This window comes from Flavitalea antarctica (assembly GCF_054461535.1).
In genome coordinates, this window is the sequence record NZ_JBTLQG010000006.1 from 31,686 (window position 1) to 45,960 (window position 14,275).

The window sequence follows — 14,275 nt, forward strand, 5'->3', positions numbered from 1 at the left end:
TATGCGAATTTTAATTGCAGATGATCATTCAATTGTCAGACGAGGGCTGAAAGATATTTTACATGACGAATTTCCCTTCGCAGAGATCACCGAAGTGAGTGATGCATCCGCCTTGATGCTAAAGATTCTCAGGGAAAGCTGGGACATTGTCATCAGCGACCTTTCCATGCCGGGAAGAAATGCCCTGGATATTTTGCCCGAGATCAGGCAACAGGCACCTAGCCTGCCCGTTCTGATACTGAGCATCTACCCAGAAGAGCAATATGCTATCCGGGTTTTAAAAGCTGGTGCCGCAGGCTACCTGAACAAAGACATGGCTCCTGAAGAATTGATCAATGCCGTTCGCCGCGTCGTAAGCGGTCGGAAATATATCACGGCTTTGGTGGCCGAAAAACTGGCGGATTTTGGTGATCAATCAAAGCCTTCACATGAGCAGCTATCGGACCGGGAATTTGAAGTCATGAAATTGCTTGCTGCCGGAAAACCTGTTTCAGAGGTCGGGTGCATGCTTCATTTGAGTGCCACAACCATCAGTACCTACCGTGCAAGAATCCTGAAGAAAATGCACATGAAAACAAATGCGGACCTCATTCAATACGCTATCACACACCAGTTGATCTGATCAACATAAGAATATTCAGTTCTTTTTTATTTTTTGCTCACTATAACCCATCGACGCACTACAATAGTATTAAAACATTGTTTCCTGCACAGCACCAGTGCTACTTAAAAACATTTAGCGCTTCTAATCGTTTCCCTAATGCCTTGTAGTGTAACGATGACAGCAACAACCGACGCATCTACGACAAACATTTAGGTGTTTGCACTATATATCTTCTAAGTTTAATGCATTTCCTTTGCAACACGAAAAACAAAGTAGCAAGCTTTTTCGTTTGATTGCACCCGTTAGCCAGGCCTTCCCTGAAAGACAGTTTTCAGACCGCATAAACGAACTGGGGTTCATGGTTGCTGATCAGTGACATTCCGCATTCAGAAAAATGAAATAAAATTTGACGGCTACAGAAAGTAAATACCATTAATGACACAGGTACACGATCAAACTAATTATTGCGGTGGAGGAAACAAAATAGTTGAAGCAACCGAAGATCTTTCGACCTTGTTGCTTGAATTTAAAGATTACGCTATCCTCCGGCTCGATACCCTGGGGCATATCCAGAGCTGGAACCTCGGAGCCGAATATATTTACGGCTATACCTATCCTGAGATCATTGGTGAACATATCGACGTATTTTATCGCGCAACGCATTCCGGGAAGGGAGCGACCGCCAGTCTTAGTTTAAAGACCGCGGGGGCAGAAGGAAGGTGTGAAGAAGAGCTAATGCAATATAACAAGGAAGGAAATCCTTTTTATGCCAATACCATCATAACGGCATTGTATAATCCTGACCGAAGCTTAAAGGGTTTTGCCAAAGTAACCCGCGACGTTACACCGCAAAAAATGCTGGAAGCAGAGAACAGACTTCTGCGCGAGCAACTCGAAGAAAAAGTAAGGCAGCGCACCCGTGAACTGGAGATTGTAAACAAAGAACTGGAGGCGTTTTCCTACTCCGTTTCGCATGATCTGAGAACGCCACTGCGTGCCGTAAGCGGGTATTCCATGATGCTGAAAGAAGACTATGAATCGAAGCTGGATGCAGAAGGCAACCGGATTATTGACAATATTGTTTCGAATACAAAAATGATGGGGCAGTTGATTGATGACCTGCTGACGTTTTCCAAAATGGCGAGGCTGGAAACTATCTATGTATCCATAGACATGAACCGATTGGTGCAACGCTGCCTGGAGGACCTGGCAAATGAACAATGCGGCCATGAAATTACCATCGCTGCACTTCCTGCTTGTAGCGGGGATGTCACTATGCTCAGGCAGGTTTGGTTTAACCTGCTTGGGAATGCAATAAAATATTCATCAAAAAAAGAAAAACCACAGATAGAAATAGGCGCGATAGATGATCCACGTTTTCATGTCTATTATGTAAGAGACAACGGGGCCGGATTTGATATGAAATACGCCAACAAATTGTTTGGCGTATTTCAGCGTCTTCACCGGCAGGATGAATTTGAAGGAACAGGACTTGGGCTTGCCCTGGTTAAACGGATCATCAGCAAACATGGCGGCGAGATTTGGGCAGACGCTTCTCCGAACCAGGGTGCCACGTTTTATTTTAATGTCCCAAAAATCAATCAATGAATAATCATTTAAACGAAGTAGAGATACTGCTGGTGGAAGATAATCTAAGCGATGCGGAACTGATTACCCGGGCACTGCGCAAAGTGAACCTGGCCAATCATCTGATCCACGTCAAAGATGGAGAAGAGGCCCTGCAATTCATTTTTGCGACAGGCCCTTTTACAGGACGTGAAAAGAAAAAAATGCCTAAGGTGATCCTGCTCGATATCAAAATGCCAAAAGTGGACGGCATCGAGGTGCTGCGGCAAATCAAAGCAAACAACGAAACGAAACGCATACCGGTTGTGATCATGACGTCTTCAAAAGAAGAGCAGGATATCATTCGTAGTTATGAGTTGGGTGTTAACAGCTTTGTTGTGAAGCCGGTAGAATTTAACGATTTCGCGAAGGCAGTAAGTGAACTGGGCCTGTATTGGGTACTTATAAACCAGCCACCCGTCGAATAGAAAACCATCATCCTAAGAAAATGAATTCAAAGTATAAGATTCTTCATCTTGAAGATGTTCAAAGCGATGCCGAGTTGGTCGCAAGGGAATTGAAAAAGATCATAGATTTCGACCACCTGATCATTGACTCGGAGAAAGCTTATTTGGATGCGCTGGAACAATTCTGTCCCGATGTGATCCTTTGTGATCACTCCCTTCCTGCTTTCAATTCCCTGGAAGCATTAAAGATTGTAAAGCAAAAAAAGCTGCACATTCCTTTTATCCTCATTACGGCCACAATGTCGGAAGAGGTAGCGGCGGGTGTGGTAAGAGAAGGAGCCGATGATTATATATTAAAAGACCGGCTGAAGCGCTTACCGAATGCCGTTTTAAATGCCATCGATAAGTACCGGCACGAGCGGGAACGAAAGGCATTCATTGATGAAGTGCGTCAAAAAGAAACGCTGGCCACAAAACGTTCACTGGAAATATCCACTAAACTTTTGCTCGCCACGCAAGTGGCACGTATCGGTATATGGGAATATAATTTTAAAAAGCGCAAATTCGTTGCGGACGACTTACTCTTTTCTCATTACGATATCACAGCTTCTGATTTTGATGGCAGTTACGAAGAATGGATGCAATTTATTCATCCGGATGATAAAGAAAGAGTTCACCGGGAACTTCAAAACGCCCTGGCAACAACTGAAAATCTTGATACGGTATTCCGGATTGTCCGGCACGACGGGTCGGTCCGCTATATTAAAGCAGTGGCGCTTGTTGAAAAAAATGCCCGGGGAATCCCCGTCCGCTTAATTGGCACGAGCCAGGACGTCACTGCCAGCAAGAAAGCCGAAACGGTGATTCTGGAAAATGAAGCAAAATATCGTTCCATATTTGAGAACAGCCTTGACGCGATCTTATTGACGGAAGCGGACGGTTATATCCTTGCGGCAAATCCTGCTGCTTGTGCTATTTTCAGGATGACCGAGAAACAAATCTGCGAAAAAGGCCGGTTTGGAATTGTCGACCTATCGGATCCAAGGTTGCGTATCTTACTCGCGGAGCGGCAACGTACAGGCAGGGCGAAGGGTGAGATCACGTTTGTCCGGGGTGATGGCAGTAAGTTTCCGGGTGAAGCTTCTTCGCTTGTCTTTCCAGATGCCCAGGGCGCCCTCAGAACTTCGATGGTGATTCGTGATATCTCCGAGAGAAAGAAAGCGGAAGAAAAACAACGCCTTACTTCCGAATCCCTACAACAGGCATTGGCTGAGCTTAAAACAATCATGGATTCTTCTGTTGATGTCATATGCTCCACCGATGCAGAAGGAAGGTTTATCAATGTAAGCGCCGCTGCTGAAAAGGTCTGGGGATATAAACCAGAAGAACTGATCGGAAAGAAATACATCGAGCTGACAATAAAAGAAGATAGAGAAGCCACCCTCGCTGTGGCTGAGAAAATTCTGAACGGTATGCCCGTGACGATGTTTGAAAACAGGTTCCTTCATAAAAACGGAAGCGTCGTTCCCCTACTTTGGTCTGCAAGGTGGGATGACAAAGAGCAACTGATGTTCAGTCTTGCCAAAGATGCGACAGAGAAAAAAGCAATGGAAAAGGCTCTGGAAAACGAAAGGCTCCGGTATTTCGAGGTTTTCCACCAGGCGCCGTCCGCCATCGCTATTTTAAAAGGGGCTGACCACAGGTTTGAGATGGTGAATCCCTTTTACCAGCAGTTGACGGGCAAGAAAGATATTCTTGGAAAAACAGCCAGGGACGTTGTTCCAGAACTGGAAAGCCAGGGATTTTTTGATTTGCTGGACCGGGCTTTTCAAACCGGAGATTGCTTTAGGGGCCAAGAAATGCTGGTAAAACATGACAGGAACAGTACCGGCCGGCTGGAAGATTGCTACATCAATTTTATTTACCAACCCTACCGGAACGATAAAGGAAAGGTGGAGGGTATTTTCTTTTTTGCGAATGACGTCACTGAACTGGTGGTGTCGCGCAAAAAAATAGAAGCCAGCGAAAAACAGTTCCGGCAGATCGTTGAAACCGCACAGGAAGGAATCTGGATGCTGGATGAAAAAAATCTGACACGTTTTGTCAATGCAAAAATGTGCCGGATAATGGAATATACGGAAGAAGAAATGATGGGGAAACCGCCCCATTTTTTTGTCAAACAAAAAGGTAAGAAACCCGGCCAGGGTATGTTCAGTACAGGAATCGATATAACAATTGATATGTATGAAGACCAGTTTGTAACAAAGTCAGGGACTGTTGTCTGGGCGCACTTATCTACCAACCCTATTCTTGATGACAACGGCAATTACAAAGGTGCCCTTGCTATGGTAACAGACGTCACCGAACGAAAACGGCTGGAAGAAAAGATTATGCGGCAAAAGGTACAGCAGCAAAAAGAAATCACGAAGGCTGCCTTGCAGGTGCAGGAAAAAGAACGAAACTTTTTGGGAAGTGAATTGCATGACAACATCAACCAGATCTTATCAGCGGTAAAACTACAATTAAAGCATTACCTGGACAATCCTGATACCGCCAAAGAGATCATAACAAGCAGCCATGACTATCTCGCAATGGCAATTGAAGAGATCCGCAAGCTCTCCCAAAGATTGGTGACACATCGTTTCGACGAAGACTCATTCACAGAAGCGATCCGTTTCCTGATCGAAAGCCTTTCTATGGAAAAAATAGTAGCGTTCGATGCAGCAGAACTTGAGGAGGGAGCTGTACACGAAAGCATCAAGCTGACTCTTTTCCGAATTGTTCAGGAGCAATTGAACAATATTAGCAAGTATGCAGAAGCTACGAATGTATCAATAACCATCAGGAACGATACCCGGAAGGTAAGCCTTCAGATCCGGGATAACGGCATTGGTTTCAATACCAAAGCAAAGCGAGCCGGTGTGGGGCTCACGAACATTTATAATCGCGTAGAGTCCTATAATGGTATTGTCGACATCACGTCGGCACCCGGGCAGGGATGTGAATTGGACTTATGGATTCCCCTTGATCAACCGTACTCCTTTTTAAACGATTAAACTAATGTTCAAATGCCAATTACCCTATTGATTACAGACGATAGCACTCTATTATTGGAAACATGGAAATACATTCTGGATCTTGATACCCGGTTCCAGGTCATTTCCACTTGTACAAGCGGTGAATTAGCCATAGAGCAGGTACAAAAGCTTCGCCCGGATATTGTGATCATGGACAACAATATGCCTGGCATCACTGGGATCGAAGCAACGGCAATCATTCGGAAATGTGTTCCGGAAACAAAAGTGCTAGGTTTCTCTTTGCATAGCGAGCCCATATATGCCCGAAAATTTAAAGACGCGGGTGCGGCTGATTATATTGAAAAAACAGCATCCATCAATAAAATGGCTGATACCTTGCTTCGCATTTATTACAACCAGCCCCCTTGCTGCATGCACATAAACTCAGAAATGCAAATGGTCCGGATTGAGAATACACATTCATAAAGATCAAAAATTACTGCATGAAACCAATTACCATATTAATTGCTGATGATCATACCCTGATAAGAGAAACCTGGAGTTTGGTTTTGAACGCCGATCCCCGCTTTAACGTAATTGCTGAATGCGGAAGTGGTGAGGAAGCAGTTGAAATGGCCAGGCAGCTTCGCCCGGATATTGTGATCATGGATATCAACTTGCCCGGGATCAATGGAATAGAAGCAACTGCTTCAATCAGGAAATATGCGCCCGCGACGAAGATAGTAGCAATATCACACCATACTCAACCGGTTTATGCGCAAAAAATGATGCAGAGCGGTGCCAGCGGATATGTTACAAAAAGCTCCGGCAGACAGGAAATGGTGAAAGCTATTGAAGAAGTTTCCAATGGAAGAAAATATATCTGCAACAACATTAAGGAAATCATCGCTGAGCAAATGATTTACAGTGATGGCCGGCCGAAAGGAATAAATTCGTTAACAGCCCGGGAAATTCAAATTATCTCAATGATCAAGAAAGGCGATTCATCGAAGGAAATAGCGGCCAATTTATATCTGGCAACAAAAACAGTGGAAGTACATCGCTATAATATTTTAAGAAAACTAAAGCTCAAAAACTCAGCTGAGTTGGTTGAATATGTGAATAGCAGGAGTTTGATTTAACATTTGCCCATGTTCCAATTGAACATGCTTTACCTGGTTCATTCACCATTATAAGTTTAGAAATAGCCTTACGACTTACTAGATGAAGTTTTTAGATGTATTACAAATGAACGCTTATTCAGTGAAATTACTACCCGTTTTTGTTAACGGACACAAAAAGCACTTCTACATTTACCATCGAATTCGTACACAACATTTCAAAACAAAAACAATCCAAAATGAAAAACAAATTTGTGGCATTGGCTACCCTGGCCATCGTTTTCTCAACCGCCGCGAAAGCTCAGAACACATCTGCCACTAACACAGAGGCAACAGCAAATGCAACAATCGTGACTCCTATCTCCATTTCAAAAGTAGCCGATTTAAACTTTGGTTCAATTGTAAAGAGCGGTGCAGGTGGAACAGTTATGATAAGCCCTGCTGGTACCGTTTCAACAAGCGGTGTAAGCATGTTTGCAGGTGCCGGCGCTGTAGCAACAGCTGCTGCCGAATTTACCATCTCAGGCGAAAGTGGTTACCTTTATACTATTTCATTGCCGGCTGACGATGCGGTGGTATTGAGCGACGGCGCGTCAAACTCCATGACCGTAAAAAGCTTTACCAACAATGCTTCAGGTACGTTTGGCGCGACTCCCGAAACATACCAGGTCGGCGCCACATTAACAGTGGGTGCAAACCAGGCAGCAGGAACCTATATTTCCGATCCTTTCTCCGTTACCGTTACATACAACTAAAAGAACCGTTAAAGTAAAAAGCTGCCAGGCAGCTTTTTACTTTTTTCATTTATTTCAACGTATGATCTCTATCGCCAATCCAGGTTCCATGAAAACCCACCTTACCCATCCAAAGCATTGGATTTCTTCCCAGGTCTTTTTAATATCTATTTTTTTCTGCGTTTTTTCATTGGCTCTTGCAACAGACACGTTCGCACAAGGCAATCTTTTCATTGCGCCAAAAAGGGTTGTGTTTGAACGCCGTGACCGGGTCAAGGAATTAAACCTTTCCAACATCAGCCAGGATACGGCACGTTATGAAATTTCGCTTATTCATTACCGTATGAAAGACAACGGTTCAATGGAAGAAATAAAAACTCCCGATTCCGGTGTTGCTTTTGCCGATCCATTCGTTCGCTTCTTTCCCCGGTCAGTAATACTCGCACCAGGAGAATCACAGGTAGTCCGCATCCAGCTAACCCAAACCGATAAACTGGAAAACGGTGAATACCGTTCGCATCTCTATCTCAGGGCTATACCCAACGACAAGGATTCGAATGAGCCCCAAAAGAAAAAAACAGATTCAACAACTTTTTCCATCCAATTGAAAGCGCTGGTGGGTGTGGCCGTCCCGGTATTAATCCAGGTGGGAGAATCCACCACCCACATTGCTCTCTCACAATGCGTCATTGAAAGGACGAACCGGCCTGCAATAAAGATGACCTTGAACCGGACCGGGAACATGTCTTTTTATGGTGATCTCACGATTGATTATGTTTCACCGGAAGGAAACGTTACAAGAGTGAGTAGCGTAAAAGGAGTTGCCGTTTATGCACCCAATGCATTTCGGTCTTTGACCCTGCCGCTGAATGCTTCTCCCGGGATTGACTACAGCAGGGGAAAACTGCACATTGTATACCTGGCGCCGGAAAAACAAAATCCCAACACCATTGCCCAGACAGAAGTGTACCTGAACTAAGATTTCGTTTTACACAATATGCCAGGCAGTGGACCAGAAAAAAGGTAGGAAAATCGGCCGAATCATAGGGCCGCAATGTCGGAGAATATGGCTCGTGGCCAGGATGGTTTCATTGATTTTTCTCTCAACCCCATTCATAAGCAAAGCCGGTGAACAACCCGATGAAATTACTATCTACTTAAGCTTTAAAAAGCTGGGAACTTATATGCCTGCTTTGTTAGCAGGAGAAAAACTCTACCTGCCGGTCCGTGAAGTCTTTCAGTTTCTCAAAATCAAAACAACGTCTTCTGCAAGCTTCGATACACTGCATGTTTTTTTTCCGGATGTTAAAACCGAATATCAAATCGATTACCTGCAAAAGCAAATCCATTGCAAAGGTAAATCCCTGCGGTTAAACGATGACGAACTAATTGGTACGCCCACTGGTCTGTTCCTGCGCACCGATCTTTTTCAAAGCGTGTTTGAACTGGAATGCCGTTTTGATTTTCGAAACCTTGCCATCATACTGAGCACAAAGCTGGAACTCCCCATCATGCGACAACTTCAGCAAGACTTATTGCATAATAACCTGCTAAAGCTAAAAAAAGAGATTCAGCCCGATAGCATAATTAAACGGAAATTCACCTTTGTTCGGTTAGGCATGTCCGATTGGTCGGTGTTCAACAGCAGCAGCCCCGGGGCGCAGGCAAATACACGGATGTCACTCAGGATGGGTGGAATGATTGCATCAGGCGAGGCAACGGCAACACTGAGTTATGATGACAAATTACCGCTCTCCGCCCAGCAACAATTTTATCAGTGGCGATGGGTCAACAATCGGATAAACGCCTTACGCCAGGTAACAATTGGCAACATCGCTCCGCAGGCTGCCAGTTCCTTGTTTGCACCGGTAACAGGGATTCAGCTAACCAATGCGCCCACCTTGCGTAAACAGACCTTCGGCACCTATACCATCAGCGATCGCACCGAACCAGGAACAACAATCGAACTATATATCAACAATCTGCTGATTGATTACAGCAAAGCCGACGCCTCCGGATTGTATGCTTTTAACGTGCCACTTTTTTACGGCAATAACAACATCAGGTTGAAATTTTACAGTCCTTCGGGAGAAGAGCGGTCAATTGAAAAAGAGCTCCCTATCCCCTTTCAGCTTCTTCCCAAAAATATATTTGAATACACCCTCAGTACCGGTATCGTCAACGACAAACTTAACAGCCGTTATGCCAAAGCTGTATTCCAGTATGGATTAGGACAACGGACAACGATCACCGGTGGAATGGAACATTTGTCCTCTATTTCAAAAAAGAATTATATTCCTTTTTTGGTTACAACTGTCCGGGTGACCCCTAACACCATTTTAAGTACAGAATATTTGCATAGTGTACGTTCGAAAACAGCTCTTAGTTTTCACCTGCCATCGAACTTTCAACTGGAAGCGGGTTTTACAAAATATGTCAAAGGACAAAAGGCCATTCTGACCAGTTACCTGGAAGAAAGAAAGTTGGGGCTATCCATGCCCTGGAGAAATAACAATTTCCTGCTGTTCTCCAGGCTTACCGTTCGCCAGGTTGTATCCCTGCTTAACAACAACGACTCCATATTGAAAGAGCATTACAGCGATATTCCTAAGCAAAAGACCACAACGACAGAGCTGACGCTGACGGCGGTTTTCGCACGGCTGAATGCCGGCCTGGCCACCTACGGTACAATCAGGGAATCAGCACAGCCTTATGTATACAGCAATCTGTCGCTCGCGTATCGGCTAAAAAAAGGTTTTCTTTTGCAGTCTTTCGCGCAGTTTGATTACACCCGGCGGAAATGGATATCAGTAAAGGAACAAGCAGCAAAACAACTATCCGGCAAAGGTGCTGTAACGCTCTCATGGGAGAGGAATTTCTCATCAAAGAGCATGATCCTGACATTTGGCATACACTACGATTTTCGGGCAGCAAAAACCACTACTTCCATTGTTCATAACGGAGATGCCACTACTCTTGTAACAACCGCCAGTGGTAGTTTGTTATACGCTTCACCCGATCAGTCACTTTCACTGAGCAACCGGAGCCAGGTTGGAAGAGGCGGAATCATATTGTACCCGTTTTTGGATCTTAACTGCAATGGTGTAAAAGACAAGGATGAACCCGGCATCAGCGGCTTAAAATTTCGGTGCAACGGCGGCCGTATACTTCCTGATGAACGTCATTCTTCTGCCCGGATTGTTGACATGGAACCCTACCGTAACTATTTGATTGAACTGGATGACAACAGTTTTGGCAACATTGCCTGGCAAATAAAGAACAAACGATTAAGCGTCGAAATTGAACCCAATAGTATAAAGCAGGTTGAAGTACCGGTAGCAGTTTTGGGTGAAGTTTCCGGTATGATTTACCTGGATAAAGTCGGGAAACAAAAAGGATTATCGAATGTTCTGGTGGAATTTTACGATAGCAATGCAAAGTTTGTAGCACATACAGTTAGCGGATCAGATGGCTATTTCAGTTTTCTGGGTCTTGTTCCGGGTAAATACAAGGCCACTATTCATCAGTCAGTGGTGCGAAAATTACAATTGCCTGGTGCCCCTTCAATTGCTTTTACAATAGAAAAGAGCATGGAAGGCAGTGTAATAAGCGGATTGAAATTTCTGCTTCAGGATGCTTCTGATAAAATGCAACCCAAATGTTTCACAGAACAGCAACTGAGAGAATAAGTTTGGACATTTAGAACCCCAGGACAGGTCACCAAGAACTTCAATTCCGGAATTCCTCCATTCAGGTTCAATGCCCTGAGTGCCGGAGTCGATGTGCATAAAGGAGTATTTGTATTAAATATAACTTATTAGATCCGCAAGGCTGGTTTTGATTTCCGAGGCTGCCGCTGTTCATAACAGCACCCGGGTATGACCGGGTGCTGTTGTTTGAATGATCAACAAAAACTGTGGTATTCAATCAGGCATATACGTGCAAATCAATTTCAATTTCATTCACCACTTTTGTTACACCAGGCGCAAGCCACGCCTGTCTTTCCGCCTCTTTCTTTTCTGCAAAGGAACGGACTTTTCCACTAAGCCTCACTGTACTGCCATCAACACTAACAGTGACGGTGTCCGAATCCAGACTTGCATTTCTTAGAAAGGCTGACTTGATCTTTTGCTTGATCTCGCCAGGAGCTGCCTTTGGTGTAACCCGTATACTGTTAGTGACGCCTGCCACACCTTCAAGCTTTTCGACCGCTCTAAGGGCAGCATTCTTTTGGTATTCCCATTCAACATCTCCCTCCAGTGTTACCCAGCCATTTTCAACCTTGATTTTTATTTTGTCTTTCGGAACAAGTACCGACCATTTAAATGCGTTTTGAATCGCCTCTGCAATGTCGATATCCGTTATTAGGTTTGGCTATCGGAATAGATGTCAATAATCCGGACTATGCCAACCGCATTCAGCAAACCGCACTAAAAAAAGGCTTATTATTCACTACTCAACAAAAGACACTCACTCTTTTTCCGCCACTTACAATGAAGCGGTCAATAGCAGAGGAAGGACTGAAAATTCTGGAAAGTTGTTTATAAGAAAACGAAGAAATTAACTACCAGTATGAGACAACGGAAAGTAGAACCTGATTTTCAAAGGAGTTTTCCCCAGTATAAAACTAAGTCGTTCTGTTGTTAGCAATATTTTGCACGCTTTAGGATATGGCAAAAATCACTAATACTGTACAGCCGGCACCGGGTGAAGATTCGATTATTGCCTGACCATTATAAAGCTCTGCCCGATTCATGATATTAGCCAGTCCAATACCTTTTCGTTTCGCTTTTACATCAAATCCCTGCCCATTATCTTCAATCAACAAGGTCAGATTATAGCAATTTTGTGTCAGTTGAACCCGAATAACAGAAGCGGAAGCATATTTAAGAATATTATTCAGTTGTTCCTGGATAATCCGGTATATAGTGACTTTAAGTCCGTCGCTCAGTATATCTTCATCAACACCTGTTATTTCCAGGTTCACTTGCTCCCCTTTTACAAAGTGAATCTTCCTGATCATTTCTTCAATTGACTCCCTCAAACTGGTCTCTTTTAAAGAAGGAGGTGTTAGGGAATGCGACAAGCGCCTGATCTCTTCTATGCAGTAATTTACCGATTCTCTGCTTTGTGATATAATATCCGCCTTAGTTACATCTTCAGTTCGCAGCAAACTCAATAGTAACTGTACCGTCGCCAGCACCTGGTTTATATTATCGTGCAGTTCCTTGCCAATCTGTTCACGTTGCTTTTCCTGTCCATCAAGCGTGGCCTTCATAATGTTCCTTTGGGTCATAAGCCTAAGATCTTCAATCTCACGTTCGAGGTGCGCTCTATGGGTATAATCATTTAAAGAAATGAGAAAAGAGGGCACACCATCATAGTCCATTTTAACAGCGCTTACCTCAATAATCAGGAGCTGACCGTTTTTCTTCACATGCGTCACTATATACTTCGGGGGCTTCTCCTGTTGCAATGCTTCCGTAACTCTGCGGTCTAAAGCGGCTCTATCTGGTGGCAAACGTAACTGACGTATTTCCAGATTCAAAAATTCACTTTCATTATAACCGTACAATTCCAATGCTGCTTCATTAACCTTGGTGATATGCAGATCCTTTTGCGTACAGATTAATTGTGGAAGTGCTGATTTCTGAAATATGAGGCGATGATTAGCCTCACTTTTACGTAATTCATTTAGCAGAACAATATTATCCTGGTTCCCCGGAATCTTGTTGTCTTCAATTTTATTCTGACCTCTTTTCATGATTTCAGACACAAAAATAAGAATGTGCGAATTTTTATGTTAACCGGAAATACGCATTTTATATCACAATACAGACATTTTCTTTACTTTAGGCTGTGGTTAACAAGCAACTTCCTGTGTATGATATCGATAAATTCAGGTATCTGGGTGAGGAAACCAGTTTTTATGCAAATACCTTCAAGGCTCATCTAACACAACATCAGCATATTATCCTGGCACCGCATAGACATGATTTCTATATAGGTATGATCTTTACCAAGGGAAAAGGCACACATCAGGTTGAGTTCAATAATTACGAAATCAAACCAGGACATGTTTTTATGCTATCTCCCGGAGAAGTGCATAATTGGAATCTTTCAAAGGATATAGACGGTTATATTTTTTTTCATACTAAAGAATTTTTTGATTTAAAATACACCTTTGAAAAAACAGATAACTACCCTTTCTATTGTAGCCTGCGTAATAATCCGTTGATACCTATAAAGAATAAATCACGCAGGAAAATAACTGAGATATTTTCAGAAATATTTAAGGAGTATCAACAGGCAGAGTTGCTCAAGTTTCAAAAGATTTCTTCGCTATTAAATATCTTATACATCGAATTGTCGAGGATATACTTACCAGATAAGATTCTACAAAGTAAAAATCTCAATTATTTAGATAAGTTGAGGAAGCTCGATCTGCTTATAGACAAACATTTTAAAGAATACAAGTACCCAAAGAACTATGCATTATTGATGCACATGAGTGAAAAGCATTTAAATAGAATTTGTAAAATATGTTTAGATAAAACAACTTCTCAACTTATCATAGAAAGAATGCTTCTCGAAGCAAAAAGAAAACTTGCTTTCGCTAAATCTTCTATTTCGCAAATTGCAGAAGAATTGGGGTATAAAAGCACTTCCTACTTTGTCCAACTATTCAAAAAGAAAACGGGTAAAACGCCGGGCGAGTTTATGCATACATTTCGGGAAACGACACATCCATAGTAGAAGAAATTGC

Annotated in this window: 12 protein-coding genes; 10 read left to right on the forward strand and 2 right to left on the reverse strand. The window is 43.2% G+C overall.

Translation table 11 applies throughout. The features are described 5' to 3' along the window. The first annotated feature begins 1 nt into the window (after position 1). From ACX0G7_RS08100 to ACX0G7_RS08140, 9 genes are all read left to right on the forward strand, one after another. Entirely contained in the window at positions 2-622 is a 621-nt protein-coding gene (locus tag ACX0G7_RS08100) for a response regulator (protein WP_458922942.1), read from the forward strand. Between the two features lie 417 nt (positions 623-1,039). Further along, positions 1,040-2,212, forward strand: coding sequence for a sensor histidine kinase (locus ACX0G7_RS08105; RefSeq protein ID WP_458922943.1), 1,173 nt, complete (start codon positions 1,040-1,042; stop codon positions 2,210-2,212). After that, positions 2,209-2,658 (forward strand): response regulator, encoded by a 450-nt coding sequence (locus tag ACX0G7_RS08110; protein ID WP_458922944.1) that lies wholly within the window; start codon positions 2,209-2,211, stop codon positions 2,656-2,658. Before ACX0G7_RS08105 ends, ACX0G7_RS08110 begins: the two co-directional genes overlap by 4 nt. A gap of 20 nt (positions 2,659-2,678) precedes the next feature. Next, positions 2,679-5,693, forward strand: coding sequence for a PAS domain-containing sensor histidine kinase (locus ACX0G7_RS08115; RefSeq protein WP_458922945.1), 3,015 nt, complete (start codon positions 2,679-2,681; stop codon positions 5,691-5,693). A gap of 12 nt (positions 5,694-5,705) precedes the next feature. Further along, positions 5,706-6,140: a response regulator gene (locus tag ACX0G7_RS08120; RefSeq protein ID WP_458922946.1), complete on the forward strand. Its 435-nt coding sequence runs from the start codon at positions 5,706-5,708 to the stop codon at positions 6,138-6,140. Positions 6,141-6,157: 17 nt separating this feature from the next. Further along, on the forward strand, positions 6,158-6,796 hold the full coding sequence (locus tag ACX0G7_RS08125; RefSeq protein ID WP_458922947.1) for a response regulator: 639 nt from the start codon (positions 6,158-6,160) through the stop codon (positions 6,794-6,796). 218 nt (positions 6,797-7,014) lie between these two features. Beyond that, entirely contained in the window at positions 7,015-7,530 is a 516-nt protein-coding gene (locus tag ACX0G7_RS08130; protein WP_458922948.1) for a DUF4402 domain-containing protein, read from the forward strand. Positions 7,531-7,618: 88 nt separating this feature from the next. Beyond that, on the forward strand, positions 7,619-8,488 hold the full coding sequence (locus tag ACX0G7_RS08135) for a fimbrial biogenesis chaperone (protein WP_458922949.1): 870 nt from the start codon (positions 7,619-7,621) through the stop codon (positions 8,486-8,488). Positions 8,489-8,693: 205 nt separating this feature from the next. After that, positions 8,694-11,198 carry an MSCRAMM family protein gene (locus ACX0G7_RS08140; protein ID WP_458922950.1) on the forward strand — a complete coding sequence of 835 codons (2,505 nt, stop codon included), beginning with the start codon at positions 8,694-8,696 and terminating at the stop codon, positions 11,196-11,198. A 238-nt stretch (positions 11,199-11,436) separates the two neighbouring features. On the opposite strand, the gene ACX0G7_RS08145 is transcribed toward ACX0G7_RS08140, so the two are convergent. Continuing rightward, positions 11,437-11,874 carry a BON domain-containing protein gene (locus tag ACX0G7_RS08145; RefSeq protein WP_458923115.1) on the reverse strand — a complete coding sequence of 146 codons (438 nt, stop codon included), beginning with the start codon at positions 11,872-11,874 and terminating at the stop codon, positions 11,437-11,439. A gap of 298 nt (positions 11,875-12,172) precedes the next feature. Further along, positions 12,173-13,273, reverse strand: coding sequence for a PAS domain-containing sensor histidine kinase (locus ACX0G7_RS08150; RefSeq protein WP_458922951.1), 1,101 nt, complete (start codon positions 13,271-13,273; stop codon positions 12,173-12,175). Positions 13,274-13,368: 95 nt separating this feature from the next. Between ACX0G7_RS08150 and ACX0G7_RS08155 the strand changes: the two genes are divergently transcribed. Further along, positions 13,369-14,262, forward strand: coding sequence for a helix-turn-helix domain-containing protein (locus tag ACX0G7_RS08155; protein WP_458922952.1), 894 nt, complete (start codon positions 13,369-13,371; stop codon positions 14,260-14,262). The last annotated feature ends 13 nt before the right edge of the window (positions 14,263-14,275 follow it).

What these genes read in the sequence shown, in the direction of transcription:
- ACX0G7_RS08100 (WP_458922942.1), top strand. Translation starts at nt 2, where the DNA reads ATGCGAATTTTAATTGCAGATGATCATTCAATTGTCAGACGAGGGCTG.
- ACX0G7_RS08105 (WP_458922943.1), top strand. Translation starts at nt 1,040, where the DNA reads ATGACACAGGTACACGATCAAACTAATTATTGCGGTGGAGGAAACAAA.
- ACX0G7_RS08110 (WP_458922944.1), top strand. Translation starts at nt 2,209, where the DNA reads ATGAATAATCATTTAAACGAAGTAGAGATACTGCTGGTGGAAGATAAT.
- ACX0G7_RS08115 (WP_458922945.1), top strand. Translation starts at nt 2,679, where the DNA reads ATGAATTCAAAGTATAAGATTCTTCATCTTGAAGATGTTCAAAGCGAT.
- ACX0G7_RS08120 (WP_458922946.1), top strand. Translation starts at nt 5,706, where the DNA reads ATGCCAATTACCCTATTGATTACAGACGATAGCACTCTATTATTGGAA.
- ACX0G7_RS08125 (WP_458922947.1), top strand. Translation starts at nt 6,158, where the DNA reads ATGAAACCAATTACCATATTAATTGCTGATGATCATACCCTGATAAGA.
- ACX0G7_RS08130 (WP_458922948.1), top strand. Translation starts at nt 7,015, where the DNA reads ATGAAAAACAAATTTGTGGCATTGGCTACCCTGGCCATCGTTTTCTCA.
- ACX0G7_RS08135 (WP_458922949.1), top strand. Translation starts at nt 7,619, where the DNA reads ATGAAAACCCACCTTACCCATCCAAAGCATTGGATTTCTTCCCAGGTC.
- ACX0G7_RS08140 (WP_458922950.1), top strand. Translation starts at nt 8,694, where the DNA reads ATGCCTGCTTTGTTAGCAGGAGAAAAACTCTACCTGCCGGTCCGTGAA.
- ACX0G7_RS08150 (WP_458922951.1), bottom strand. Translation starts at nt 13,273, where the DNA reads ATGAAAAGAGGTCAGAATAAAATTGAAGACAACAAGATTCCGGGGAAC.